Origin of the sequence: Neisseria weixii (assembly GCF_002327085.1) — a bacterium.
GTDB classification, from domain to species: Bacteria; Pseudomonadota; Gammaproteobacteria; order Burkholderiales; family Neisseriaceae; genus Neisseria; species Neisseria weixii.
On record NZ_CP023429.1, the window covers coordinates 1,000,515 to 1,023,844 of the forward strand.

Here is a 23,330-nt window from a genome sequence, read left to right on the forward strand (position 1 = left end):
CCATATCTTTTAGCAAGTGTAGGTTGGGTCATGACCCAACAATTACCTAGAGATATAAGGTTTTGTTGGGTTTTCAACCCAACCTACGCTTGCTACTTTTTCAAAATACTGCCATAAAGTTCAGCACGTTTTTTCCAAATCGGCAGCCACTCTGCTACGCGTGTACGATAAGGTTCGTAAATCGGTACGCCGCGTTTAATGGGTAATTCATTACGAATAAAACGTTCAACATAATCAAAATCCAAAATAACAGCACGCGCAATGCAATTCCCTAAACTTTCGTAGCCAAAATCGGTACAGGGATTGGGAAATTCTGCCTCAATCGGATAGTTACTGAGGAATTCTTTTTCATCGGGACTGCTGAAATAACGGTTGACTAAATCCAAGCCCCTCTCAAAAAAGCACGGATATAGGCCTCTGCTTCAGGTCGGGTATGTACCAGTTCTCTATATATCATGACGTTATTGTGTGCATCTGGGCTAAGAATAAGCATTCGAGCCGTCCAATACTTACTGTAAAAAGCTTCTCCTTGAAATGACTCTTTAACAACTTGATTGACTGATTTGTTGTAAACAATAACGCTCGGTTCAGCAGACAAATGTAATACCCAAGACGGATCGATATGAATTTCTGAGTGTTTCAATTCTTTGTATTTGAATTTTGAACCGTGGTATGTCCAACCAACATGTTCTGAAGCTAGGTTCTCGCAAAATTCTTTCACATCTTTTTGATTCATAATAGATTTACTCATTTAAGGGCTCGATTTGATACATTTTAGTTGGAGTTAGACCTTTAGATAAACCAGCTTGTTCAGCTTTTTTTCCCATGCTGACTGCGTTCCCCTTGATAGCTTCCAAATAATTGATTGCTTGCGAACGCTGTAAAGCGCGGTCTTTTACTCCTGTTTTCATTTCCAAACCAGCGAAGCCTTTATCATCTAACTTGATAGTACTTACTTTTCTTCCTGTTGCAATATCGGTTACCGTGTAGCCTTGAGGAACAGGAATATTTTGATTTGGTTGCCCATTCAGTACTTGGTCGATAACGGAGCGTTGTGCTGCATTTGGGCTTTGAATACTAACATTGGTAGTTACTCTGACATTTTGGTTTTCAAAACTTTGGATTGTGGCTTTTATTGATTCCTCATGCAGATTTCTTGAATGTGTAACGATTTGACCTTTGGGGGTTGGGTCAGGATTTCTTACCGCAACCTGCTTCCCATCAGCATTCACTACATAGTAACTGTTTTGAGGTTGGCCATTGCCATCTATACGGCGGTAAACCGTATTGCCCGAACCGTCTTTGTAAGTAGTGGCAACACTTCTGCCTCCCTTCGGCCCGATAAAGGTTTTGCTGGCCTCATCATAAATGTAATTATCAGGCAGAACCGAAGATTGGCGTTTCTGTAATTGGATATAACGGTCTATGGATTTTTGTCCCGTCAGCTGGCTGAATTTACGGCCAACCAAGGTTTCTGCACTCCATAAGGTAATATCGGCGGCATCTTGCACCAAAGGCGGACGGTTCTTGATAGGAGTGCCTAAAGAATCAATGACCTGCCTACCCCAGTTAGAGCGGTAAGTACCAAATAATTGTTCCGCTCCGTGTTTGCTTTGGGCATAACCGCCGGCAGTACCTAAGGTAGCAATGCCCGCGCCGCCAAGGCAGCCGACACCTGTAGTACATAATGCAGCCCCTCCAACTGCCGAGCCAACTGCCACAGCGGCTCCGGCTCCCGTATTGACAATGCCTTTGCCTTTGGTAATCGCACGGTCATAGCTGCTGCGCAAATCATTTGCGCTGTTCCAAAAACCATATTCAAATAATCCTTTGCCGGATTTGAGCAATAAGTTTTTTTCTGCTTGGTATCTGTCTCCTGATTCTTGCAATTCGCTCAATTGGCGATAATAAGGATCGGTTGTCGGAACGCCTTCTGCGCAACGAACAAGAGCACATGCTGCCGCATTCAGACGGCGTTGTTCCTCGGTACTTTTCCCTTGCTTCAAACGATTGAGTACGAGGGTCTCACTCGGATGCAGCTGCCTGTTATTCCAATCCGCATTCGCTCCGTTACCGCACCGGCATTGCCGCCCAGCATATAGCCGACAGCTGCGCCGCCTACGGTATCCACAACGGCTTTGCCGGTCGGATTCAGGTTTTCCGCTGCTTGGTCGAGGTAGGGCGCGGCTGCGGATGCACCGCCCGCGCCCAGCGCGCCACCGATGCCGCCCGTTGTTAATCCGCCTACTGCTCCGTGCAGAATGCTGCGGCCGATGCCGCCTTCTTTCCAGGTTTCGTAGCGGCCTCGGTTGGTTTCAAGGTAGCCGTCTACCTGATTTAATGCCTGTTGCAGGTTTTCACGCTGTTGGGCATCTTGGGTTTGCGTCAGTTCGCTTTCGATGGCGGATTGGAGTATTTCCGCTCTTTGGAAGTCTTGGCTGTTGCCCAAGTAATCCGACAGTCGGGCAACGCCCTGCGCGGCGTTTTACCGAATTCTTGCGTTACTTTCCTTTGCAAATCAATCTCGCGCTGAACCTTCTCTTTATCAAACGCATTGTTCAGACCGTGTAGGTACGGTTAGCCGCTTCCAGCGGCGTAACCGTACGAAATCCTATGAAATAAACAAAGCCGTTTGAAAGGTTTTAAGAAAACGGATTTCAGACAGCCTTGTTATTTTTATTAAAGTTTGCCGACGTGCGTACGGTTACGCCGCATAGGGCGGCTAACCGTACCTACGCTTGCTAAGCTTAGATATCAAAAAATACTGATATTGATAAAAATATAAAAGATATAATCGCAAAAAATGTATTAAAAATAAACAGGTTGGTTATTGTTTTACTTTTTAGCATCTTTCTTTTAAAGAAAATTTGATACATTATCGGATAAATACTATTGCTTTTATACATAAAATCCCAAAATCCTGATATTTTATTTTCAGACTTCAATATTTTATAGCATAATATGAAATGAAAAATTACTTGAACAAAATAAATTATGAAAAATATCGAGAAAAAGCTTAAATTTTCATTTGTTTTCATGTCCTTGTTTTGTAGGATTCTTTAACTTCCAAGTTGATTGGTAGCCGATATTTGCATTTGCTTCAACTGGTATTACTCCAAGGCCAACGCCTAGCTTTAGTGTATGCATAACTGGGGCACCTTTTTCCAAATTGGCTCCTATACAGCCACCACCAGCGGCTCCTAACTTACCATTTACACAAACTTCTGAATACCAACCGTCTTTCCGCGATTTATCGGATGTAGTTGCACCAATAAATCCTGATACACCCGCCCCAGCAGTACCTGCAATTGAAATAATCAGATCTCGATTTTCATTGATAGTTACATTAACATTTGCACCTACTCCAAGAGCTGCTGTAATTTCTGCTGAAATTGCCTTATTTGCACCATAAGACCTTAATAACTCGATTAACTTACTTTTCTCATCGGGAGAACTACGGGCGTTTACGACAAATTGTTGAACTTGTTGGTGTGCCATTTGTTGAAGATTGTTTTGCGCATTTTGAGAAATTCCAAAATCACTCAATGAGAAATTATTCTCCACCGCCGTCTGCGCAGCCTGCCCGCCGGCTACCCAGTCCGATCCCGAGCCACCTGCAGCCGCACTTACCGCCACTCCGCCCAGGCTCAGAATGCCCGACACAGTTTCTTTCTGCTCCGCGGTCAGCTTACTGCCGTCTTTCTCGCCATACAGCCATTGGCTTACATACGGCGCGGCGGCTTCTGCGCCTCCTGCGCTAATTGCGGCGGTGAGGGCGTTGTGGTCTCCGGCTGCTGAGGTGGCCGCGGCGATGACGCCGTGGGCCACTGCGCGGGCGGTTTCTTGTGCGGCGGTTAATTGGCCGTCTGAATTTTGAGCGGCTACGCCTTTAAAGTATTGGCCGATTTGGTAGCGGCCGCAGGGCTGGCTGTCGCTGCGGCGATACCCAATGCGCTGTCGGTCGGTGCGCTCAAACCTGTGGCCACGGCAGCTAGGGCTACGCCGCCTTTTTGCCAGTTGTCGGCCTTTTGATGGTGTTCATTGGCGGTTTGTACGGCTTCGCGGTAGGCGTTCAAATCGCCGTTTTGTAATGCTTGGGCAGCGTTGTCTTCCGCTGCGTTGGCGAGTGCTTTGTAGCCTTCGGCTTTGCGGTTGATTTCCGTTCTGGCTTCCTGCACATTGCGGCTGAAGTCCTGGCTCACATTCCGCTGCAAATCAATCTCATTCTGAACCCGTTCTTTATCAAACACATTTTTCAGACGGCCTGAATCCGCTTCGGCGGTTTCGCTGCGGGTGGCGGTATAGGCCGCTTTGGCCTGTGTGCCGTCGGTGTCGTTTGCAATCACGATGTTGCGGGTGCCGATGCCGCTCTTGGTAACGCCGCTTTGGCTGTCGCCGTCGGAGCCGTAGCCGATGCTGCTGCCGACACCGTTTTTACCGGCGACGGTTTGGATGTGGCTGCCGGCAGCAGGTGCGGTTTGACCGAGGCTTTGGCCGCTGATGCTGCCCGATACGCCGATGCCGAAGCCGTCGCCTTCATAGCGGCTGTGGTTTTGAATGTCGCTGTGGCTGAGGGTGGCCGTCTGAAAGCGGTTTTGGCCATCCGTTTCGGCTTTGGCCGATGAGGTAATGATACCGCCTTTCAGGTCGGTGTGGTTGCCGACATTCACTTGGAAGCCGCCGTCGCCGGCGAAGATGCCGGATTGTTCGCTGGTGCTGCGGTGGTCGGTATTGGTTTTGCTTCGGTTGTAGTCGGCATTCGCGGATGCGCCGTAGCCGAGGGTTACCGAGCCGCTGAGGTTTTGCCGGCGGCTGCGGTAAACGGCGGTATCCTGTACGCTTTCGATGGTGAGGTTTCGGGTGCTGAGGGCAACGCCGCGGCCATAAACCTGTGCGCCTTTGAGGGTGGTGCCGCCGCTGCTGTGTAGGGTGGTGTGGCTGCCGGTGTCGCCGATATGGGTATGGCGGTGGGTCAGGCCGTCGCCGTTGCCGTAACCTTTGCCGTAGTTGCCGCCGCCGGTAAGGCCGAAGGCGAGGCCGTTTTGGCCGTAGCTGACGGCAACGCCGGCATTCCGGCCGCTGCTGCGGTTGTCGCTGCGTTCGCTGTGGTGTTGTTCGGCCGATTGGAGCACGATGTCTTGGGCGCGCAGCAGGGTACCTTCTTTACCCGCCGCATCCGAGCCGGTGATGTTCAGACGGCCTTCGTCGGCCACCAGGCTGACTTGGCCGCCGCCGATGACTTGGCTGCTTTGGGCGGTAAGGTGATGCCGGCTTCCATCAGTGCTTTGAACTGGGCTTCGTCGACTGCATCAGTTTATTTACAAGAACAACATTAAATTAAGATGGTGGGCAGCGAGTGCCCAACCTACGCTTGCTTTTTGAAGTATTGGCCGACTTGGTAGGCAGCAGCAGGGATGGCGGTGGTGGCGGCGATACCCAATGCGCTGTCGGCCAGTGCTCTCAAACCTGTGGCCACCGCAGCCAAGGCCACGCCGCCTTTTGCCAGTCGTCGGCTTTGTGATGGTGATAATTGGTGGTTTGTACGGCTGCATGATACACGCTTGCTAAACCTGCTTGTTTAAAGTTTTAAGGGCATAAAGATAACTCATTCTTCGCAATATCTAGAATTTTTAAAAATTCGTTTAACGAAAATTTCATATTGCTATCTTCATTATTTACATAAAAATCAGGATAAAAATGAATTTTCATGTCATCATTACCATTTTCTTTATCTATTCTGCATAATATCTGTCCTTGATATTCTATTTGTATCATTAGAGATTCACATTCATATTGGTCTATAAAAATTAATTTGAAATCTTCAATCATTTTATTAAATTCCTAATATTTGTACTTGGGTCAAGTAAATTTACACGACCATCTGGCCCAAAGGCTACTCCTCGTCCATTTGGTAATCTATAGGATACGCCGCCTCTTGAAAGCTGAGTCTTTATAGTTTTAGGATTGTTGATAACTTCCTTAATCCAATTGGAAACATATTGATTCTGCTGTTGAACATTACCTTTTAACGGTTCAAAAGTACCCCCTGGACGGCCAGCATGTTTTGCCCAAGCTCTAGCTGCTTGGCTGATACCTTGTTCATTAATTGGTTTATTAGCATCAATTAAAAGTTCATCTAGTGTTTTTTCAGAAACTTTTTTAGATGAATTTTGTTCTTTTGGGTTTGGTTCATCATCAGGTGGCATAGGTGCCCCCGCTGATGATTGCGAAACAGCGGCAGATTGTGCATTTGTTTTTTTGTCATTTGCATTATCTGTATTGCCCGAAGCCATATAACTGTCTTCAAACTCTCCGGACCAAACGTCTTTTAATACCAGTGAAGCATCACAATTACCCGTTATTGCACAAGCGGCAGCAACAACAAGCCCTGCTTCCGCAACGGGTAATGCATCTTTAGGGGTAAGCCGCTTGCCTCTTTGAATGATGCGGATAACCCGTCTTCCTTTGGATATGGCACTTACTCCATAATTATTCTCCACTGCCCCCTGTGCATTCAGGCTGCCTTGTGCTGCGTTTGTCGCGCTGTTTCCGACTGCCGCCCCCGTAGCCGTTCCCAACAGGTTTGTAATCGCCGTTACGGTTTCTTTCTGCTCCGCCGTCAGTTTGCTGCCGTCTTTTTCTCCGTAGAGATAGTTGCCGATTAATGGTGCGGCCGCTTCGGCACTGCCTGCACTAATCGCTCCTGCCAGGGCGTTGTTGCCTCCCGCCGCTGCCGTTGCCGCACCCAATACCGCATAGGCGAGGATGTGGGCGGTTTCCTGTTTAGCGGTAAGTTTGCCGTCTGAATTCTGTTTCGCCAGTCCTTTGAAGTATTGGCCGACTTGGTAGGCCGCCGCAGGGCTGGCTGTCGCTGCGGCGATACCCAATGCGCTGTCGGTCGGTGCGCTCAAACCTGTGGCCACGGCAGCTAGGGCTACGCCGCCTTTTTGCCAGTTGTCGGCCTTTTGATGGTGTTCATTGGCGGTTTGTACGGCTTCGCGGTAGGCATTCAAATCGCCGTTTTGTAATGCTTGGGCAGCGTTGTCTTCCGCTGCTTTGGCGAGTGCTTTGTAGCCTTCGGCTTTGCGGTTGATTTCCGTTCTGGCTTCCTGCACATTGCGGCTGAAATCCTGACTCACGCTTCTTTGCAAATCTATCTCGCGCTGTACCCTGTCTTTGTCGAACGCGTTGTTCAGACGGCCTGAATCCGCTTCGGCGGTTTCGCTGCGGGTGAGAAAATGCCATCTGAAAAAAGTCTTATCAGTTTTCAGACGGCATCAGATTCAAATCCTTAGAACGCGTGCGTGCTGAGGCACACACCCTACCTGTGGATTTTAGAGTTCATGCAGGCTACGGCTTGCTATAGCTTACTGAAAATGCGATCAATCAAATAAACTAATGACATAATAGCAATACCAATTAGAACACTTTCTAGAAAGATGACTATTAATTCTATAAATTTTAAATCTAAGTTTGATTTAAAAATAGTATTTAAAAAAGATAATAAGAACATAATTATTCCTAGTAGAATTCCCTTAGCTACTGCATTAACATATTTTTTTTGCGAAAAATCATATTGACTAAAGAAAAAACTTAAAATTACTTCTAATATCAGATTCATTTTTCTACTCCTTTATGATTTTTCTCTTCAATTCTTTTAAATGTTGTCGAATACAGTTTATTTAAAGTAAATTCATTTAAAAAGATTACCGAAGATGTTGGGTTGTTTTTTAGAAACGTTTTAATACTACTGCTATTTTTAACTACATCTAGCATCCCCATTTGTTTTACTCCCGCCAAACTACCGGCCATATAATTGCCTGTACCAGCTGTTACAGCAGAAACGCCACCTGCTATTGCTGCTCTTTGGTAATTTAATGATGAACCACAATTTGTATCTTGATTAAATTTGCACGAAAGAAACTGCATTCCTAAGTCCACACTTCCTCCAACTACAGCTCCTTTCCCAGCAGCTGTAAGAATTGCTTTCTTACCAACCTCGTTCAACACAAGAGCCTCCCCCGTTCCGGAAAGAGGAATGAGGGCTGAGCCACCTAGGCCTAAAACATAAGGTAATCCATTAACGACGATAACGGAATTTTCAAATTTTCTTAATTCTGAAATCATTTTCATTGCATTTTTATGAGATTCATTCTTGGAATAATATGCAGCAGAGCTAGGGGAAATTATTTGCAATAAATCATTATTCTCCACCGCCGTCTGTGCAGCCGTTTCCGCTGCCACAACATCCGTAGCCAAGCCGTTTACCGCACCAACCGCAGTCCCACCCAAACTCAGGATACTCGAAACCGTCTGCTTCTGTTCAGCGGTTAATTTACTGCCGTCTCTCTCGCCATACAGCCATTGGCTTACATACGGTGCTGCGGCTTCCGCACCTCCGGCAGCAATCGCCCCCGTCAAAGCATTGTTTCCGCCAGCTGCCGATACAGCTGCCCCCAATACCGCATGGGCGACAATATGTGCAGCCGAACCTTCTTTTTGATTCTGTTTGAAATACAGACCGATTTCATACGAAACCGCAGGGCTGGCGGTAGCGGCAGTTATGCCTAATACGCTGTTGGTAGGTGCGCTCAAACCCGCCGCCAACGCATTCAGTAGAACTTTACCGCGTTGCCAGTCGTTCAGTTTTTCATCATATTCCGATTGACTGATTTGACGGGTAGCCAATTGATGCTTCAAATCATCCAAATGGCGGTTGATTTCCGTTCTGGCTTCCTGCACATTTCTGCTGAAATCCTGACTCACGTTCCGCTGCAAATCAATCTCGCGCTGCACTTCGTCTTTATCAAACGCATTTTTCAGACGGCCTGAATCCGCTTCAGCGGTTTCGCTGCGGGTGGCGGTATAGGCCGCTTTGGCCTGTGTGCCGTCGGTGTCGTTTGCAATCACGATGTTGCGGGTGCCGATGCCGCTCTTGGTAACGCCGCTTTGGCTGTCGCCGTCGGAGCCGTAGCCGATGCTGCTGCCGACACCGTTTTTACCGGCGACGGTTTGGATGTGGCTGCCGGCAGCAGGTGCGGTTTGACCGAGGCTTTGGCCGCTGATGCTGCCCGATACGCCGATGCCGAAGCCGTCGCCTTCATAGCGGCTGTGGTTTTGAATGTCGCTGTGGCTGAGGGTGGCCGTCTGAAAGCGGTTTTGGCCGTTTTGTTCAGCGGCTTCGGATGAGGTGATGATACCGCCTTTCAGGTCGGTATGGTTTTTCACATTCACTTGGAAGCCGCCGTCTCCGGCGAAGAGGCCGGATTGTTCGGTAACGCTGAGGTGGTCGGCGTTGGTTTTGCTTCGGTTGTAACCGGCACTCGCGGATGCGCCGTAGCCGAGGGTTACCGAGCCGCTGAGGTTTTGCCGGCGGCTGCGGTAAACGGCGGTATCCTGTACGCTTTCGATGGTGAGGTTTCGGGTGCTGAGGGCAACGCCGCGGCCGTAAACCTGTGCGCCTTTGAGGGTGGTGCCGCCGCTGCTGTGTAGGGTGGTGTGGCTGCCGGTGTCGCCGATATGGGTATGGCGGTGGGTCAGGCCGTCGCCGTTGCCGTAACCTTTGCCGTAGTTGCCGCCGCCGGTAAGGCCGAAGGCGAGGCCGTTTTGGCCGTAGCTGACGGCAACGCCGGCATTCCGGCCGCTGCTGCGGTTGTCGCTGCGTTCGCTGTGGTGTTGTTCGGCCGATTGGAGCACGATGTCTTTGGCGCGCAATAAGGTGCCTTTTTTACCGGCCGCATCCGAGCCGGTGATGTTCAGACGGCCTTCGTCGGCGATCAGGCTGACTTGGCCGCCGCCGATGACTTGGCTGCCTTGGGCGGTGCTGCCTTCGGTATGGCTTTGGGCAGTGTTTTTTTGTCGGCCGTAGGTAAGGGATACGCTGGCGTTGGATGCGTTTGCCGCGGATTGCCAATCGCCGGCGGATAGGGCGGAAGCGGTGTCTGCCGGGCCTTTGAGGTTGTCGGGACTGCTTTCTCCGGCCAATAACCTGCGTGTCTGCCATGCGGCATTGGCCGCAGCCATGGCATTGACGCGGCCGTTTTTGCTTTTGCCGACGGTTTTGGCCGCGGCTGCCGCGTTTTGTGCGGCCTGAACCACAGGGATGTCAACCGCTGCGGTCAGGCCTTTTTGTTCGAGGGTGTGCCGGTAGTCGGCAGCGTAAGTATCCTGCGCCGCTTCAATGCCGATGTTGCGCGCACGGATCCATACGTCACCTTCGGGCGAGGAGGCGGCCGAGCCGGTTTGGCGGTAGTTTTGTGCGGCGGAAATGACGGTGTCGCCGGTTAAACTGCCGACGGTCGAACCGTGATTCACCAACGTTCGGCTGCCGCTGCCGGCGGCGTCTTTTTTGCTGCCGATCGTGAAACCGATGCCGCCCGAGCCCGTCAGGCCGGATTTTTTGGTTTGGTGGAATCCGGTGTCGTGATAGCTGCTTTGAGCGGCGGTAATGTTCACATCATTGCCTGCCGTCAATAGCGTGAGGCCGTCTGAAACTACGTCGCTGCCGCGGACGGTCAAATCGTTATCGGCCACAATCAGCACCTTGCCGCCGCTGATTTCGCTGCCGACGGCCTCGTTATGCCGGCGGCGGTATTGGTCGAGTGAAGTTTTTTTAGAAGCGATGCTGCGCGATTTGCTGTAAACCGATTCGTCCAAGTCCAGAGTTTGGCGGCCTTCGGTGATATGGACGTTGCGGCCGGAGAGGGTAACCCTGCCTTTATCGCTGGCAATGCTGCCTTGGCGGACGGTCAAACCGTCTTTGGCGGAAAGCAGGATATCGCCCGAGGTACTGATGCTTGTACCTGCTTCGGAGGTTTGGCTGATGTGGCGGTGGTTTTTATCGCTCAATCCGCCCCGTTTGCCGTGTGACTCGAGTTTGGCGGTACCCAAACCGATGCGGCCGTCTGAAACGATTTGGGTTTGACCCTTGGCTGCTTCGTTGCGCAGGTCGGCGGCGACAAAGTCGATGCTTTCGTTGGCTTTGAGGCTTAAGAGGCCGTCTGAAGCATTGTTGACATACAAACCGGCCACACGGTCTATTTGGGTTTGGCCGTTGCGTCCGTCGCCGTGGGTGGATGTCGTGGAGGCAACGCGGATGCGGCCGGCTTCGACGGCGAGGAGGGTGTCGGCTTCAACGGTGCCGCCGTCGATGTTTACGTCTTGGCCGCGCAATTGTACTTTACCGCCTTGAACCACACCGCTGTTTTGGATATCGGTGGCGGATAAGTCCACAATCTTGCGTCCGGCCAGAGTGCCGCTGTTGACGATGCTGCCCGCGCCGTCCACTGCCAGCTTGTCGGCACTGATTAAGCCGCCGTGGGCATTGATGTCGCCGGGTTTGACGGTGAGGTAGACTTTGGGTGCCAATACGTCAACCGTGCTGCCGTCGATTAAGGTCAGGGTTTGCGTTTCCAGCCAAACGATGTCGGCAGTAAGCCGCGCCACTTGTTCGGGCGAAAGGGCGATGCCCGGTGTGAGCTGCTGCTGGCGGGCGAAGGTGATGCCGGCTTCCATCAGGGCTTTGAACTGTTCTTCGTCGTTGGTATAACCGTCGAGGCGGCGGTAGCCGGTTAGGCGGGCGATTTGCTCGTTCACCAGTTTTTGTTCGTAATAGCCGTCGCCCAGGCGTTTGTGCATATGGCTCGGGTCGAGGTTGAGGGCGTTGAGCATATAGCCGCTGCCCAGCCATTGTTTGTCATTGGCAAAGGCCGGATCGGTTTCGACCAGATACGACGGGTTGGCCGGGTTGACGGCATACAGGCCGGAAGTCGGCAGCTTGGTGGCGGTGTTGAGGGTTTTAACGGGCGCAGGGGTGCTGCCGCCGTGGGTAACGGCGGTTGGGTTGAGGGCGGCGGCTATTGCCAGATTTTGAAGCTTGCCGAGTGAGGCATTTTCCTGATATTTAAGCGCCGGGCTGTCAAGTGAAACCCATTGAGATAAATATATAGACTCTGTGAGATAAATGGGATTCAGGTGGATGTCGGCGGATGCTGTGGGATAGAGAATTTGCAATAATGTTGCATATGGTGCAATAAAAATAGACGGGCAGATTTTGCCCGTTTTTTGTTTTTAGAGGCCTGCTTTGAGTGATTCGATGGCGATGTCGATGAGTTTTTTCTCGGCTCCGTTTTGCAGTTGACCGCTGCCGTTGATGGGGAGGTATGGTCTGGCCGGGATGGTGACTTTTCTTCCGCGTCCTGCTTGGCCGCCGAGGTGGTGGATTGCGGCGTATTTTTTGTTGCTGCCGATTTGGGCGAAGCCGTTTCCGGTTTTGGTGGAGATACTGGCGGCGAGTTGGCCGGTCAGTTGCAAGGTTTTGCCGCTGTCGGCGGCACGTTTGCTTTGTTTCCACTTTTCACTGCCCCAGCTTTCGTTTTCGAAGTTGTCTTCTGTAAGGGAGACCATTTCGGTGGCGATGGCACGCATCATGGGGCGGGTGTCGGTGGCGTTTTTGAGCAGCCGGTTGAGGCCGTGTTCCAGTTGGTCGGCATCTAAACTGATTTCAAGCATATTCGTTTTCCGTTACGTCGCAATTAAATAAATCGGCTAGGTTTTTCATCAGAATGAATGCCTGATGGCCATCTATTCTGATGGTAATGTCTCTATGTATAAGTAAGACGCTGTTTAAACCGACGGTGTGGTCAACTTTAATTTCACAAGCTTGGTCTTTATCCGATAAGTCAAGATGTACCATTTTTATCCTTTAAGTAAATTAAGTACCCAAGCCAGTTCCGCCGCTGACAATGCTGCTTTGAATTTGGCGTTGCCCATCATGGTTTTGAGTGCGATACGGGCGATGTCGGGATGGACGGCCTGTGCTTTCTGCACCGCCACCGAAGCCATGCGCGAGAGCATGGCTTGGCCTTGGTTGGCGTTGAAGCCTGCGCTGGGGGCGACGAATTTGCCGCCGATGCGGATGCCCGTGCGTTGGGCGTAGCGTTCTTCGCCTGTGTATTCGTTGGTGCCGATGTCGATGGTTTGGGTTTCCAGCATCGGGCTGGGTAACACTTTGGCTTCGCCTGCTGCACGCGATAATGGACGCACGCGGCAGCGGCAGCGGAAATCGAGCGGCGGATACAGGGTGTCCCAAACCGGGTCGCCGGCACGGTACACACGGCCGTGCAGCAGGCGGTGGCTGTCGCGGGTGCGGCTGTCGTTGATGGCCACATATTGCCAATACGGGTGTGTGCCTACCGAGTCCATCATCTCGGCATAGCGGCCTGCCATGTAGGCTGACTGCATGTTGGTGAGGTAGATGGTTTTCAGGCGGTGCGGCGTGCCGAGTGTGGCCGTCTGAATGCCGCCTGTGTCAGGATTGGTAACTTCTTGTCTGCCCCACCAGCCTTTTCCTTGCAAAACGGGCGTGAGCTGGCGGGTGAACTCTTCCAAGGTCTCGCCGTTTTCAGCCGCGTGAACTACCGCTTTATAGATGTCTTCGGCCACGTCCATACCCGCGGTTTTGGCCACGGTAAACGCGGTAGCGTGCGTGTCGTCCAGTATATCCTGCCAGTCCCACGAGACGTTCACGCCTTTTTGCTTCAGATATTCAACTGCCGCTTCGGGTGTCATGCCGAACACGGCTTTAATGTCTTCGGGATTCATACCAACTCTCCACGTGCTTCAATGCGTCCGACCAAGTCCGACAGAAAAATCACGCGAGCCAGCTCGTTCTGCAGGTCGGCATCGTCCATATTCGGAAAGGCTTCGGCCAAACGGTCAAGGATATTGTCTTCGGTTTCGCCCTTTTGAATTTCGGCGGCCAAAACAGCGGTTAAGGCTTGGCTTTGTGCGTTCAGACGGCCTGTATCGGGCGCGAGCGTGTCGATGATTAAGCCTGCATCGGTGTGGTTATGCTCGGCAAAGTCGGCCGACGGTTTTTTGCTGCGCGGAAACTCACTGCGTTCGTTTTCAGACGGCATGACCGGGCTTTCCGCCTGTTCGACAATATCGCCATCCTCCAAACCGTAGGTGCGTTTCCAGTATTGCGGCGTAAATTTCAGGCCCGAATCGGCCAAGGTTTTATCCCGTTCGGCACGTTCTTTGGTGCCGGCTTCTTCATTTTCAAACAACTCGAACTTGGGCGCAGGAACATCGCCGAAATTCAGTTCCACCACCCATGCAATCAGTTGATTAAACGTAGTTTCCACGATACGGCTGTCGCTGTCTCGGATGTCGGCGGCCACTTCCAAGCCCGCCGCCGCGCTGGCGTGGTTGGTGTCTTTGTCGGTGGTTTGGTCTTGGCCGAGCAGCGCGATGTTGATTTCGCTGCGGCAGTAGCGGATGAGCTTGTCGTAAGCATCGACCGATGAGGATTTACCGCTGGCTTCGTGGATTTCCACGCTGGAATCGTTGGGAATCGTACCAACCGAGTTTGCGATCAGGGCTTCCAGCGCGTCGAGCAGCTTTTCGGTATCGTCGGGGGTATTGCTGCGCGGCTCTTTGCCGATGAGCCACGGCGCACCATATTTTTCTGTGAACTGCACCCAGAATTTCAGGCCGCCGCGTTTGAAAGTTACCAGCCAGAACACCAAGCCCAAATCGCCCAAACCGTAGGGGTTGAGATAATCGGCTTCGTGGGTCGGACAGAGGAATTTATACGGCGGCAGCGGCTCTTGCTTGAGGCCGTTTTGCGTATAAACCAACTCGTTTTGTCCATCAAACCCGAACCATTCCTGCGGCTTGGCCACAATTTCAGATGGCAGCCACTGCGTATCCTGCTGCCAAATCAGCTCAATGGGTTGATAACCGAACAGCGGCGCGTTGAGAATGTCTTTAATCAGACGGTAAACATCGGTTTCGGCCAGCCAGTTCTCGACGAATTGACGCACGTTTTCCGGCACATCATCGCCCGTAAGCTGCCAATCCAGCCGCGCGACGGCGGCTTTTCGGCGGCGTACCAGACTGCCGACCAAAGGGTCGCGCAGTAGCTCACGGTACACGGAAATTTGCCTGCCCGCTTTGCGCAAAATCGGGTCGGGATTGGGCAGCCAACCGTTGAAGCCACCTAGAAACTGGCGTGATACGGCGATATGGCTGCTCAGGTCTTCGGGTTTGAAGGTTACGCCCTTGCCGTTCAGTTTGAGTTTGAAATGCGGTTTTGCCATGATGGTTTCTTTCAGACGGCCTATTTACACGGCTTGATTAATCTGCATTTATCCTGAGAAGAAGCAGGTATCGGTGCGGGAACAACAATGGCACGCTGCCTCTGTATCGGTTTGGGTGCGATGGGTTTGGCTGTCATCGGAGCCGTTACTGCCGGACGTACTGCAATCGGAGAAGTAATGACAGGGCGTGCAACAACAACCGCTGCCAAAGCAGGTGTCGTGATCGCAGCCAAAAGCAAAGCAGGCAATACCTTTTTCATTTCGATTTCCTTTTTTGGTTTAAAAATTGCGGGTTAAAAGACTGCGGCGTTTGATTTTCCGGCTGGCTACGCGCACCGGCCCTGCATTCAGTTCGCGGCTGGCGTAATGCGCCAATACCAAGGCAATCGCCGCGTCGCCGTGGCGTTTTCTGCCGTCCGTGCCTTTGGTGCGGGTATCGGGGATACGCGGTACGCCGCGAACCAGCTCGAAGGCACGCAAATCGGCAAGGATGTCTTCGTCGCGCGGCAAGCCGTCGAGCGTGCCGTCTTCCAGCGCGGCCTTGAACGGCGCGGTGTGGCTGCGGTACCAGTTTTCCGACAGCATCACGGCTTCCACCACTTCCGCGCCGAATGCGTCGCGCATGGCTTCGGCCAGCGATTGGCCGTTACCGCGTGCGTCCAAGGCCGCGCCGCGCAGGTTGGGCAGATTGGCCAACAAGTGCTGCATAATCTGTTCCTGCTGGGCAAACGGTATATTGCCGAGTTCCAAGATAAACGGCGGTTTCAAAATCAGGTCTTTGCTTTGCAACAGCGGCACGATCACGGTGCGGTCGCCGCTTCGGGCGAAGTCCTCGCCGACAAAGGAAACGAGGGTTTTATCCAAACCGTCGAGCAGCGGCTGCAGAGTTTCTTCAATCCAGTCGGCCACTTCACGGGCGCGGCGCGGTTCGGGTAACAGGCCGAAACCGTCGGTTTGGTCGTAACGGATAACCGGCGCGTATGGCGTCATGCGGCTTTCAATCAAAGCGCGGTTGAGCCATTTGCCGCCGCCGTTTTTCGGAATACAGTCCAGCTCTTCGCTGGCATCTTCACCATAAAAATCGCGGATTTCTTTACACCACGCGGCTTCGCCGTCGGATGTCCACTCTTTGCCCAAACGCAGGCAGATACGGCGGTACAGACCTTGTTCGACCGCTTCGTCAAACGTGATGCGGTGGACGGAATAAGGCTTTTTCCCTGCGCGAACGTCGTTAATCAACTCGTTAAATGGGTTGTCCACACCGTCATGCGTGGAAATGATGTGTACCTGACCGCCCCACATCAGCAAGGCCATCGCTGCTTTGAGCAATTCCCCAAGCTGCTCGTGGAAGGCGGCTTCGTCGATAATCACGCGGCCCTGTTTACCGCGTAGGTTACTCGGGCGGCTGGATAAGGCGGTAATGCGGAAGCCCGATGCGAAGCGGATAACGAAGGCCAACACGGATTGGCGGTCGTCGCCTTCGACAAACACTTCTTCGGTTTCTTCGATTTCTCCCGCCGCCAGTTGGTAGTGCTTCGCCCAGCCCGCGCAGTCGCGGATAAATTCCAAGGCCATGTCTTTGTTGTAGCCGATATACCATGCGTCCATGCCTTTGGCGGACGCGGCCAGCAATGCGGTATCCGCTGCTTCGCCCCAAGAAAGACCGATACGGCGCGATTTCTCGCACAGCTTCACGGGCGATTGGTCGGCGCACCATGCCTGCTGATACGGCAGCAAGACCGCAGGGGTGCGGTCTTCGCCAAGCATTCTGCTTGCCGTCCCTTTATTTGATAAAGGGACGGTTTGTTCGTTTTTGCTTCGCAGAAACTCGCTGCGTTCGTTTTCAGACGGCCTCATGATGCAATCCCCAAAATATGCTTGCGGATGGCCTCAACCGACTCTTCCGACAAGCCGCCTTTCTTGGCCTGTTTGGCCACGTCTTCGGCGGCGGCCTGTACTTTGGCCTTGACCTTGGCCTGATACTCTTTCAGACGGGTACTGGCGGAAATCAAGCCGCTGATTTTCTTTGCGCCTTCGGCCATCACGCCGAAACGGTCGAGTGCGCCCAATTCTTCAGACGGCATTTCGCCGATTTGCACCAATGCATCAAACAGTTCGGTTTGCAGCATGGCCATCAACGCTTCGCTGCGGGTGTCGCCTTCGTCTGCCGCGCCTTCGGCAATCAGCCGCGCCGCTTCGGTGCTGGCCTTGATACTGGCAAAACGCCGTTCGACTTTTTGGCCATAGCGGTGGACGGCGGAGCGGCTGACTTCGTAACCTTGTGCATTCAGCCATTCGGTCAGTTCGGTGTAGTTGGAAAAGCCGTTTTCCGCAAGGCGGCGTTCAAATGCGGCCAAGACCTTGGGGGTAAAGTAGCGATGGTGCTGCGTTTGGCCATATCAGTTCCATACCTTTTCAGGCCGTGCGATACCGGCACGGCAATCGACCGTGTATTCGGCAATATCTACGCCCAAGCTGGTCAAATCGGCAAACCACAGGCCGTGCGGTGTTTTGTTGAGCTCCACCAGCTTGCGGTCGGCCAGATAGTCGAGCTGCTGGCGCAATTCCAAGGCGGTGGTTTGCGGGTAAATCGCGTTCATGATGTCCAATAAAAACACTTCGCTGGTGGTGTGCGGGCGGGCTTTATTGAGCGTGTTGATGATATTCCAGCGCATACCTTCACGACGTTGCTTGGCCATCAATTCTTGGCTGATCATTTTTTCTGGCTCTCCATCTTATAAATCTCTGTGAGCTTATCGACCACGTTGTCGAGCTTGGCTTCCAATACCACCTGATTGCGGATGTAGTCTTCGCGCAAAACATAAGTCATTGGCAGGCCGGCTGAAAATTCGCCGAGCTGACGCTCCATGCTTTCAACTTTACTCTGTAGCTTTTCCTGTTGCTTTTGGCGTTCATCTTGTTGCGCCTGAAACTGCGCCAACAGCATTTTGCCGAAGCCCCAGCACACGCCGAGGAAGGAAAGTAGGAAGCCGACCAGTTGCCAAAATTCAATACTGATAAATGTTTTTTCCATATCTAACCCGGAAAGCCTTTCTCAAAATATTCTTGGCAGACTACACAGCGCGTACAGCCGATCACGGCATGGCGGCGGGCTTCGGGAATCGTCTCACCGCAGTCGTCGCAGTAATAATTGCTGACGGTAGCCGTATTTTTTTCTGCCTGACGGTATAGGGCTTCGGCCAGAAAGATTTCTTCGTTTTCCTGCGCTTTGTCGCAAATATCAGTCATTTTTCAGACGGCCTTTTTCATACCATGCCTGCCAGCCGGAAACCTGCGCTTCCAATTTTTGGCAGTATGCACCGTAAACTACGGCATGGCGCAACAGTTGTTCGGGGGAGCCGCCGCTCAGACGCTCTGGGCGTTCGTGAGTGAGCAGCAGCTCGGAAGAGACGGGCGGCAGCACAGGCTGCTCCACCACTTTAATCGGCGTAACCGAGGGCGCGGTTGTAGAGTTGCACGCTGTCAGCACCAAGGCCGTTAAAACGGCTGCCGTCTTTCTGTACGGTTTCATCAATCTGCTTCTCCAATTGCACCGCTTGGCGGTCGATTTGCTGATAGGCTGCCGCCAAATCGCGGCTCTGCGCTTGGGCAAAATCCATCCATTTCTGCTTCTCTTCATTGGCCGCTTTGAGCTTTTCGGTGTAAAGCTGCTCGGCGGCCAAGGCCGAAGCCTGATAGGTGGCGATGATTTCGGCTTTGTCGGCTTCAGCCTGCTTTTCCGCAACCTGATAGCCAAAGAAATACAGAGCCAATACCGCCGCCGTCAGCAGGATGGGGGAAATCAAGGTCTGCCACACAGGGCTAAGCGTTTTCCACATCGGTTTTTTCCTTATTGATTGCAGCCACTTGCGGAATGGCCGCAATGCCGCGTTTGATTAAGGCGTAGCCGCCGACCATCGCACCATAAGCCCACCACAGCCATTCGGGCGCATAGGGCGTTTGCGCAAATTTGACGGTCATTACCGCACCGGCCACGTTTGCCCACAGCTTGGTGTGGGAGATGTGGCCGGTAGCGGGGTTGGTAACCAAGCCGCCCAGCCATTTAAAAAACTTCATCATTTTTTCAGACGGCCTTTCTTTTTCTTGGCCGCGCGTTTGGCAGCGGCCACACCCGATTTGCCGTGTTTCAGGCTTGGATGTTGGCGGACTCGGCCAACCGAAGCGCGTGTGATTTTGATGTCAGACGGCCAAGTGTTTGCCATTGCTGCCATCGATAAGGCAAATAAGGTTTTCTTCATGGCTTAATCCTGATTGTCGGCGGCCGCATGAATCAGGTTTTGCGCCACTCGGCGCACCCAGCCTTTGCCGAAGCTGGTAAACGTGCCCAGCTTGGTATAAAACACCAAACGCTCGGCATTAAAGCGCAGCAGCAAGTCGTTTTCAGGTAGCTTGTTGATGGCAGCGAGCGACACCGCGCCAATCACGCCGTCGTCCGGCACGCCTGCCGCGCGTTGCAGCATACGCGCCGCATTGCCATAGCCATGGTTGATGCACGCGTCGAAAAACTGAAACGCCACTGCTTCGGGTATTTTGTCGGCGTGATAGCGCAGCCAAAACGCTTTGCGGTAAATCTCAACGGCCTGATCGCGGGTCATGGCACGCATAGAGCCGGTGTAGCCGTTGGCCTGAGCGGTGCGCTTGGTAACACCCCAGTTGGTTTCGCCGCCCGGATCGTCTTTGTGGTTGACGTATTTGCCTTCATGCGCCAATACGCGCTCGATGAATCTGCTGAATTTGTCGGACATGAAAAAATCCCTGTAACACGAAATTGGTTACAGGGATTTTAGGTAAGGCTGTCTGAAACGGCTTTTAATGCGGGTTAAAACTTGCTTTAGGTTTTAGGTTTCTTTTTATCCATAAGCTTCCGAAATTCTTCTTTACGGCTTTTAATCAAGTTTCCGGGTAAGAATACAGAATAAAAAATAGAAACACAGGCTAGAAACAAGTATCCTCGTTCAAGCCAAAAAATGACTTGTCCATTTTTATATTCTTCTTTATGAGCCAATAATATAACAAGAAAAACACAAACCAATACTGCCAAATAAGTGTAAAAAAGCATGGAATGCTTGATATATCTTTGCTCTTGCACATTCTCACGAATTTGAATTTGCCGCCAATTCGCGTCTTCATCGAACCTCATATCGCTAAACAGCGTCATGATCGCAATTAGAAAACCGGCCAAAATTGCAAATACATTGATAATTAAATCAACTGCTTTTTCGTTTCCATGAACAAAAGGCTGCCCTTTCCACGCTAAGAATGCCGATATACAGGCAATCAGTACAAAACGTAAAAAGGGTAGGTATTTTTTCATTGTTCGGTTAAGTTTCTACTTTGAAGCTCTAGAAAATATTCGCTGATTGCTGAGAATGCCGAGTTAGGGAGTAATGAGTTCGCTTCGTCGTATCGTTCTATTCTAACAGATTTAGACAATTTCACATCAGCCGGTTTAATAACTTCGCCTTGTTGAGTGGTAATAGAAAAGCCTTGATTAACCGTTTCGTCATCGATAATTTCCTCTGCCTGTTCCTGCATAAGTGATTGGGCTTCGATACTGGCTCTCGAATTACCATTTAACAAAACTTCCAAGTTAATATGAATTTCGGATTGAGCCTCTAGTTCTTCATCGCTCAATTCACCTATAAATACACTGCCGACTTTACTCAATGCTTTGGCAATAGTTGAACGGCTGTTTTGATACAGTCTGTCTCTGGACAATTGATATGCCGAAGCGTCTAAAAGAATACTTTTTACACCGTGTTGTTGTATCAATGTCAAAGTATCACAATTACCTACCGCTTTGAATTGAATATCAAAGTGAACGATACTAGCATTCTCTGCTCTCAATCTATTACTTAGAGAGCTTAAATAAGAAGCAACTGTTGATGCTTGTAAAAAACCATGCCCGCAAAAAATCACATGGTGTCTGAAGATATACAAAAAAGCTTCTTTGCGCAAAAAAGAATACCCATTCGGTGGTGCTTGGGTACCACCATGATCGTCTTGTTGCTCAGGCCTATTGCTCATGGTGCGGATGTGTTCATCTCTTGTTCCGCTGCCGATATGTATCAGTAAACCATCAATTGCATTATTTTCTATATCTTGGGGATTCAGATTTCTATGCATGATTTGTGTAAGCTGATTGTATTGTTCAATTTGTGTATCTTGAACAGTAGGCGCAGCTAACAAAATTGTTTTTAAAGCTGTCTCCAAATCGAATAAGTCGTGGTCTTGATGTGCACGTAAATAGTGAATGGTTTTAGTGGTTCTTTTGGCCATTTATAAATTCCTCATTTCTTTTTCGATTTTTACTCATATTGCCTGAAGTGTCCTATATCAAAACTCGGACACCAATCCGAATTCTGCCTTACTGCCAATGCAGCAACTTGCTCATCCCAACTACCCAAATAAGTTTCTTTCTCAATCCGGTGGTGACGGAGTTTCGTACATGGCATCACAAATTTCTTTGCTTGAGGGTTTTCTTTTGTACGTCCTTCCAAAGACAAGCTGATTTCAAAGGCAGGCCTTGTGCCATGCCATAGAAAAATATCATCCGAAACGAAGCAACAATGGCTTTTTGCATTTGGGCAGGCTTGTGATTTTTGGTAGCAGTCTAAAACACCGAGTAAGTCATAAATGCTACCGCTGTGAATCCGTCCGTTAATATAAATCTGTTTACCGTTCCAATTTTCGACATAGTTCAAAAAAACGGAAGCCATTCCCGCCTGCTCTGGTGTTTTATCGAATGCACAGCAATAAACCGTCTCTTTGTCTATATCGATACTGTCAAAAAACGCCGCACTTTTTGCCCACAATAAAGCCGTCCGAAAATTTTTACTGGACGACTGAGTGAATGTGACCACCATCAGATATTTTTTTGAAAGGTTGAAAGGATTATTTTCTTGCTTATCTATGGCAAGCTGGCTGGTCATGATAAATCCTTGGAAATCTGCACCACCTGCCCGATAACCTGAATATCGGGGTGGTCTGCCAATGTCAGCGACATCGGCGGATAGGTGTCATTGTCGGAAATCAGCAGCAGGCTGCCGTCAATCTGTTTTTGGATACGTTTGACCCACAACGTGTCGCCTGAACGGATAACGTAAATTTGGCCGTCGCGCGGGTGATTTTTGCTGGTATCGACCAACAGCGTGTCTTTGCTGTTGATAGTCGGCTCCATGCTGTCGCCGCGTGCCACCACGCAGTTGAGGTCTTTGGCAAACAGGCCGCGTGATTTAAGCCAGTCTTTGCGGAACGCCAAGTGCATGGCCGGGTCGGTCACGCCATAGGCAGATGCGCCGTTGCCTGCCGAAACTTCGACATCAAACATCGGGACGTAGTCGTAATCCCCTTCATTTTTTGTTCCACTTTGGTGGAAATTATCACTCAATCCAATCAGCCAGTTTGCGTCGATTTGGAAATTTTCCACGATGGATTGAATCATTTCCAATGGCGGACGCTGCTTTTCACGCAACACATCTTTCAGCCGCGTTGGTTTTTCACCAATTCTTTCTGCAAATTCATCAATCGTAATTTTATTTAATTCAATAACTTGTCTAATTTTATCAACGACCATGCTTTAAAATCCTCAAATTAGTGGAAAAAACACTTGCTAAAGTGGGATATTTCCACTAATATTTATCCAACATTTAAGCAAGGTTGTTTAAATCTTTAAATATTCAACATTCTATCACGAGATAGGGAAAGGAGATATTCCGTGAATTCGGAAAAAGTCAAAGAAGGTTTCCGTAAACGTGGTGAAACCATTAAATCTTGGTGCGATGCTCGGGGCTACGACCCGACTTATGTGTCGCGGATTTTAAACGGCACGATTAAGGCCAACCGCGGAAAAGCGCATGAAATTGCGGTGGAGCTTGGAATGAAGCAGCAATCGGGCGATGCAAAAGGGAATGTGGGATGAGCACCAAAGGTATCCGTCTGCTGCGGGTTTTCAAAGCCTTGGAAGCCCACCCGATTATCGGTATCAGCAACAAAGAGATTTCAGACGGCCTCGGCCTCTCGCCTACGCAAGTGAGCAGGGATTTAGATGATCTGATTACTGAAGGGCTTGTGGTCAAGTTGGATAACGGGAATTTTGCCTACAGCGTAAAGACCTTGCAGATTGCAGAAAGGTACAGACGGCAATACGAAATGATGGCGGCGAAGCTCGAAGAGCTGAACCAAAGGGTTAACCGGATTTGAAAT

General features: G+C 50.7%; 29 protein-coding genes and 1 pseudogene. 3 read left to right on the forward strand and 27 right to left on the reverse strand.

Annotated elements, in window-relative coordinates; all coding sequences use genetic code 11:
* Nucleotides 1–92: 92 nt before the first annotated feature.
* From CGZ65_RS13910 to CGZ65_RS05145, 13 genes and pseudogenes are all read right to left on the reverse strand, one after another.
* Nucleotides 93–386 carry a hypothetical protein gene (locus CGZ65_RS13910; protein WP_232507542.1) on the reverse strand — a complete coding sequence of 98 codons (294 nt, stop codon included), beginning with the start codon at nucleotides 384–386 and terminating at the stop codon, nucleotides 93–95.
* Entirely contained in the window at nucleotides 377–751 is a 375-nt protein-coding gene (locus CGZ65_RS13915; RefSeq protein WP_232507543.1) for a hypothetical protein, read from the reverse strand. The genes CGZ65_RS13910 and CGZ65_RS13915 overlap by 10 nt, the downstream gene beginning before the upstream one ends.
* On the reverse strand, nucleotides 744–2,006 hold the full coding sequence (locus CGZ65_RS05085) for a hypothetical protein (protein ID WP_096295060.1): 1,263 nt from the start codon (nucleotides 2,004–2,006) through the stop codon (nucleotides 744–746). The genes CGZ65_RS13915 and CGZ65_RS05085 overlap by 8 nt, the downstream gene beginning before the upstream one ends.
* Nucleotides 2,003–2,449, reverse strand: coding sequence for a hypothetical protein (locus CGZ65_RS05090; protein ID WP_096295061.1), 447 nt, complete (start codon nucleotides 2,447–2,449; stop codon nucleotides 2,003–2,005). Before CGZ65_RS05090 ends, CGZ65_RS05085 begins: the two co-directional genes overlap by 4 nt.
* A 575-nt stretch (nucleotides 2,450–3,024) precedes the next feature.
* Nucleotides 3,025–3,828, reverse strand: a complete 804-nt coding sequence (locus CGZ65_RS05100; RefSeq protein ID WP_157742712.1) for a VENN motif pre-toxin domain-containing protein — start codon at nucleotides 3,826–3,828, stop codon at nucleotides 3,025–3,027.
* Between the two features lie 53 nt (nucleotides 3,829–3,881).
* Nucleotides 3,882–5,261, reverse strand: a pseudogene (locus CGZ65_RS13920) (hemagglutinin repeat-containing protein); the annotation flags it as partial.
* 325 nt (nucleotides 5,262–5,586) lie between these two features.
* Complete coding sequence (locus CGZ65_RS05110) at nucleotides 5,587–5,829, reverse strand: hypothetical protein (RefSeq protein ID WP_096295065.1); 243 nt, start codon at nucleotides 5,827–5,829, stop codon at nucleotides 5,587–5,589.
* Nucleotides 5,826–7,151 carry a VENN motif pre-toxin domain-containing protein gene (locus CGZ65_RS05115; protein ID WP_232507544.1) on the reverse strand — a complete coding sequence of 442 codons (1,326 nt, stop codon included), beginning with the start codon at nucleotides 7,149–7,151 and terminating at the stop codon, nucleotides 5,826–5,828. The genes CGZ65_RS05110 and CGZ65_RS05115 overlap by 4 nt, the downstream gene beginning before the upstream one ends.
* Before the next feature lie 209 nt (nucleotides 7,152–7,360).
* A complete protein-coding gene (locus CGZ65_RS05120; protein ID WP_096295067.1) occupies nucleotides 7,361–7,621 on the reverse strand; it encodes a hypothetical protein in 261 nt (86 codons plus the stop codon).
* On the reverse strand, nucleotides 7,618–12,012 hold the full coding sequence (locus tag CGZ65_RS05125) for a hemagglutinin repeat-containing protein (RefSeq protein ID WP_096295068.1): 4,395 nt from the start codon (nucleotides 12,010–12,012) through the stop codon (nucleotides 7,618–7,620). The genes CGZ65_RS05120 and CGZ65_RS05125 overlap by 4 nt, the downstream gene beginning before the upstream one ends.
* 57 nt (nucleotides 12,013–12,069) lie before the next feature.
* Nucleotides 12,070–12,510 (reverse strand): phage virion morphogenesis protein, encoded by a 441-nt coding sequence (locus tag CGZ65_RS05130; protein WP_096295069.1) that lies wholly within the window; start codon nucleotides 12,508–12,510, stop codon nucleotides 12,070–12,072.
* 186 nt (nucleotides 12,511–12,696) lie between these two features.
* Nucleotides 12,697–13,602, reverse strand: coding sequence for a phage head morphogenesis protein (locus CGZ65_RS05140; RefSeq protein ID WP_096295070.1), 906 nt, complete (start codon nucleotides 13,600–13,602; stop codon nucleotides 12,697–12,699).
* The gene (locus tag CGZ65_RS05145) at nucleotides 13,599–15,104 is read right to left on the reverse strand and encodes a DUF935 domain-containing protein (RefSeq protein WP_096295071.1); all 1,506 of its coding nucleotides are present in this window, start codon (nucleotides 15,102–15,104) and stop codon (nucleotides 13,599–13,601) included. Before CGZ65_RS05145 ends, CGZ65_RS05140 begins: the two co-directional genes overlap by 4 nt.
* Before the next feature lie 87 nt (nucleotides 15,105–15,191).
* On the opposite strand from CGZ65_RS05145, the gene CGZ65_RS05150 reads away from it, so the two are divergent.
* Entirely contained in the window at nucleotides 15,192–15,401 is a 210-nt protein-coding gene (locus tag CGZ65_RS05150; protein ID WP_096295072.1) for a hypothetical protein, read from the forward strand.
* Here CGZ65_RS05150 and CGZ65_RS05155 read toward each other — a convergent pair.
* The 14 genes from CGZ65_RS05155 to CGZ65_RS05220 all read right to left on the reverse strand — a co-directional run bounded on the left by CGZ65_RS05155 (nucleotide 15,384) and on the right by CGZ65_RS05220 (nucleotide 22,701).
* Complete coding sequence (locus CGZ65_RS05155; protein ID WP_096295073.1) at nucleotides 15,384–16,871, reverse strand: terminase large subunit domain-containing protein; 1,488 nt, start codon at nucleotides 16,869–16,871, stop codon at nucleotides 15,384–15,386. The genes CGZ65_RS05150 and CGZ65_RS05155 overlap by 18 nt on opposite strands.
* An 86-nt stretch (nucleotides 16,872–16,957) precedes the next feature.
* Entirely contained in the window at nucleotides 16,958–17,461 is a 504-nt protein-coding gene (locus tag CGZ65_RS05160) for a DUF3486 family protein (RefSeq protein ID WP_332457936.1), read from the reverse strand.
* A 42-nt stretch (nucleotides 17,462–17,503) separates the two neighbouring features.
* Nucleotides 17,504–17,821 (reverse strand): hypothetical protein, encoded by a 318-nt coding sequence (locus tag CGZ65_RS05165; RefSeq protein WP_096295074.1) that lies wholly within the window; start codon nucleotides 17,819–17,821, stop codon nucleotides 17,504–17,506.
* Nucleotides 17,818–18,138: a hypothetical protein gene (locus CGZ65_RS05170; protein ID WP_096295075.1), complete on the reverse strand. Its 321-nt coding sequence runs from the start codon at nucleotides 18,136–18,138 to the stop codon at nucleotides 17,818–17,820. Before CGZ65_RS05170 ends, CGZ65_RS05165 begins: the two co-directional genes overlap by 4 nt.
* Before the next feature lie 2 nt (nucleotides 18,139–18,140).
* Nucleotides 18,141–18,353, reverse strand: coding sequence for a TraR/DksA C4-type zinc finger protein (locus CGZ65_RS05175; RefSeq protein WP_096295076.1), 213 nt, complete (start codon nucleotides 18,351–18,353; stop codon nucleotides 18,141–18,143).
* Nucleotides 18,346–18,525 carry a hypothetical protein gene (locus CGZ65_RS05180; protein ID WP_198345376.1) on the reverse strand — a complete coding sequence of 60 codons (180 nt, stop codon included), beginning with the start codon at nucleotides 18,523–18,525 and terminating at the stop codon, nucleotides 18,346–18,348. Before CGZ65_RS05180 ends, CGZ65_RS05175 begins: the two co-directional genes overlap by 8 nt.
* Before the next feature lie 19 nt (nucleotides 18,526–18,544).
* Nucleotides 18,545–18,943 (reverse strand): hypothetical protein, encoded by a 399-nt coding sequence (locus tag CGZ65_RS05185; protein ID WP_096295077.1) that lies wholly within the window; start codon nucleotides 18,941–18,943, stop codon nucleotides 18,545–18,547.
* Nucleotides 18,927–19,184 (reverse strand): hypothetical protein, encoded by a 258-nt coding sequence (locus CGZ65_RS05190; RefSeq protein ID WP_378595815.1) that lies wholly within the window; start codon nucleotides 19,182–19,184, stop codon nucleotides 18,927–18,929. The genes CGZ65_RS05185 and CGZ65_RS05190 overlap by 17 nt, the downstream gene beginning before the upstream one ends.
* The gene (locus tag CGZ65_RS05195; protein WP_096295078.1) at nucleotides 19,181–19,363 is read right to left on the reverse strand and encodes a hypothetical protein; all 183 of its coding nucleotides are present in this window, start codon (nucleotides 19,361–19,363) and stop codon (nucleotides 19,181–19,183) included. Before CGZ65_RS05195 ends, CGZ65_RS05190 begins: the two co-directional genes overlap by 4 nt.
* A gap of 3 nt (nucleotides 19,364–19,366) precedes the next feature.
* Nucleotides 19,367–19,870 (reverse strand): glycoside hydrolase family 108 protein, encoded by a 504-nt coding sequence (locus tag CGZ65_RS05200; RefSeq protein WP_096295079.1) that lies wholly within the window; start codon nucleotides 19,868–19,870, stop codon nucleotides 19,367–19,369.
* A gap of 86 nt (nucleotides 19,871–19,956) precedes the next feature.
* Nucleotides 19,957–20,439, reverse strand: a complete 483-nt coding sequence (locus CGZ65_RS05205) for a hypothetical protein (protein WP_096295080.1) — start codon at nucleotides 20,437–20,439, stop codon at nucleotides 19,957–19,959.
* Nucleotides 20,436–21,404 carry a hypothetical protein gene (locus CGZ65_RS05210; protein ID WP_096295081.1) on the reverse strand — a complete coding sequence of 323 codons (969 nt, stop codon included), beginning with the start codon at nucleotides 21,402–21,404 and terminating at the stop codon, nucleotides 20,436–20,438. The genes CGZ65_RS05205 and CGZ65_RS05210 overlap by 4 nt, the downstream gene beginning before the upstream one ends.
* 29 nt (nucleotides 21,405–21,433) lie before the next feature.
* Complete coding sequence (locus tag CGZ65_RS05215; protein WP_096295082.1) at nucleotides 21,434–22,057, reverse strand: hypothetical protein; 624 nt, start codon at nucleotides 22,055–22,057, stop codon at nucleotides 21,434–21,436.
* A complete protein-coding gene (locus tag CGZ65_RS05220; RefSeq protein ID WP_096295083.1) occupies nucleotides 22,054–22,701 on the reverse strand; it encodes a LexA family transcriptional regulator in 648 nt (215 codons plus the stop codon). Before CGZ65_RS05220 ends, CGZ65_RS05215 begins: the two co-directional genes overlap by 4 nt.
* Before the next feature lie 141 nt (nucleotides 22,702–22,842).
* Between CGZ65_RS05220 and CGZ65_RS05225 the strand changes: the two genes are divergently transcribed.
* Both CGZ65_RS05225 and CGZ65_RS05230 read left to right on the forward strand, forming a co-directional pair.
* Nucleotides 22,843–23,046 (forward strand): DNA-binding protein, encoded by a 204-nt coding sequence (locus tag CGZ65_RS05225; protein WP_096295084.1) that lies wholly within the window; start codon nucleotides 22,843–22,845, stop codon nucleotides 23,044–23,046.
* Nucleotides 23,043–23,327 (forward strand): helix-turn-helix domain-containing protein, encoded by a 285-nt coding sequence (locus tag CGZ65_RS05230; RefSeq protein ID WP_096295085.1) that lies wholly within the window; start codon nucleotides 23,043–23,045, stop codon nucleotides 23,325–23,327. Before CGZ65_RS05225 ends, CGZ65_RS05230 begins: the two co-directional genes overlap by 4 nt.
* Nucleotides 23,328–23,330: the final 3 nt, after the last annotated feature.

Excerpts from the sequence above, each read along its gene's own strand:
- CGZ65_RS13915 (WP_232507543.1), bottom strand. The coding sequence starts at position 751 with ATGAGTAAATCTATTATGAATCAAAAAGATGTGAAAGAATTTTGCGAG.
- CGZ65_RS05110 (WP_096295065.1), bottom strand. The coding sequence starts at position 5,829 with ATGATTGAAGATTTCAAATTAATTTTTATAGACCAATATGAATGTGAA.
- CGZ65_RS05120 (WP_096295067.1), bottom strand. The coding sequence starts at position 7,621 with ATGAATCTGATATTAGAAGTAATTTTAAGTTTTTTCTTTAGTCAATAT.
- CGZ65_RS05130 (WP_096295069.1), bottom strand. The coding sequence starts at position 12,510 with ATGCTTGAAATCAGTTTAGATGCCGACCAACTGGAACACGGCCTCAAC.
- CGZ65_RS05140 (WP_096295070.1), bottom strand. The coding sequence starts at position 13,602 with ATGAATCCCGAAGACATTAAAGCCGTGTTCGGCATGACACCCGAAGCG.
- CGZ65_RS05145 (WP_096295071.1), bottom strand. The coding sequence starts at position 15,104 with ATGGCAAAACCGCATTTCAAACTCAAACTGAACGGCAAGGGCGTAACC.
- CGZ65_RS05150 (WP_096295072.1), top strand. The coding sequence starts at position 15,192 with ATGGCACGCTGCCTCTGTATCGGTTTGGGTGCGATGGGTTTGGCTGTC.
- CGZ65_RS05155 (WP_096295073.1), bottom strand. The coding sequence starts at position 16,871 with ATGCTTGGCGAAGACCGCACCCCTGCGGTCTTGCTGCCGTATCAGCAG.
- CGZ65_RS05165 (WP_096295074.1), bottom strand. The coding sequence starts at position 17,821 with ATGATCAGCCAAGAATTGATGGCCAAGCAACGTCGTGAAGGTATGCGC.
- CGZ65_RS05170 (WP_096295075.1), bottom strand. The coding sequence starts at position 18,138 with ATGGAAAAAACATTTATCAGTATTGAATTTTGGCAACTGGTCGGCTTC.
- CGZ65_RS05175 (WP_096295076.1), bottom strand. The coding sequence starts at position 18,353 with ATGACTGATATTTGCGACAAAGCGCAGGAAAACGAAGAAATCTTTCTG.
- CGZ65_RS05185 (WP_096295077.1), bottom strand. The coding sequence starts at position 18,943 with ATGTGGAAAACGCTTAGCCCTGTGTGGCAGACCTTGATTTCCCCCATC.
- CGZ65_RS05190 (WP_378595815.1), bottom strand. The coding sequence starts at position 19,184 with ATGATGAAGTTTTTTAAATGGCTGGGCGGCTTGGTTACCAACCCCGCT.
- CGZ65_RS05195 (WP_096295078.1), bottom strand. The coding sequence starts at position 19,363 with ATGAAGAAAACCTTATTTGCCTTATCGATGGCAGCAATGGCAAACACT.
- CGZ65_RS05200 (WP_096295079.1), bottom strand. The coding sequence starts at position 19,870 with ATGTCCGACAAATTCAGCAGATTCATCGAGCGCGTATTGGCGCATGAA.
- CGZ65_RS05205 (WP_096295080.1), bottom strand. The coding sequence starts at position 20,439 with ATGAAAAAATACCTACCCTTTTTACGTTTTGTACTGATTGCCTGTATA.
- CGZ65_RS05210 (WP_096295081.1), bottom strand. The coding sequence starts at position 21,404 with ATGGCCAAAAGAACCACTAAAACCATTCACTATTTACGTGCACATCAA.
- CGZ65_RS05215 (WP_096295082.1), bottom strand. The coding sequence starts at position 22,057 with ATGACCAGCCAGCTTGCCATAGATAAGCAAGAAAATAATCCTTTCAAC.
- CGZ65_RS05220 (WP_096295083.1), bottom strand. The coding sequence starts at position 22,701 with ATGGTCGTTGATAAAATTAGACAAGTTATTGAATTAAATAAAATTACG.
- CGZ65_RS05230 (WP_096295085.1), top strand. The coding sequence starts at position 23,043 with ATGAGCACCAAAGGTATCCGTCTGCTGCGGGTTTTCAAAGCCTTGGAA.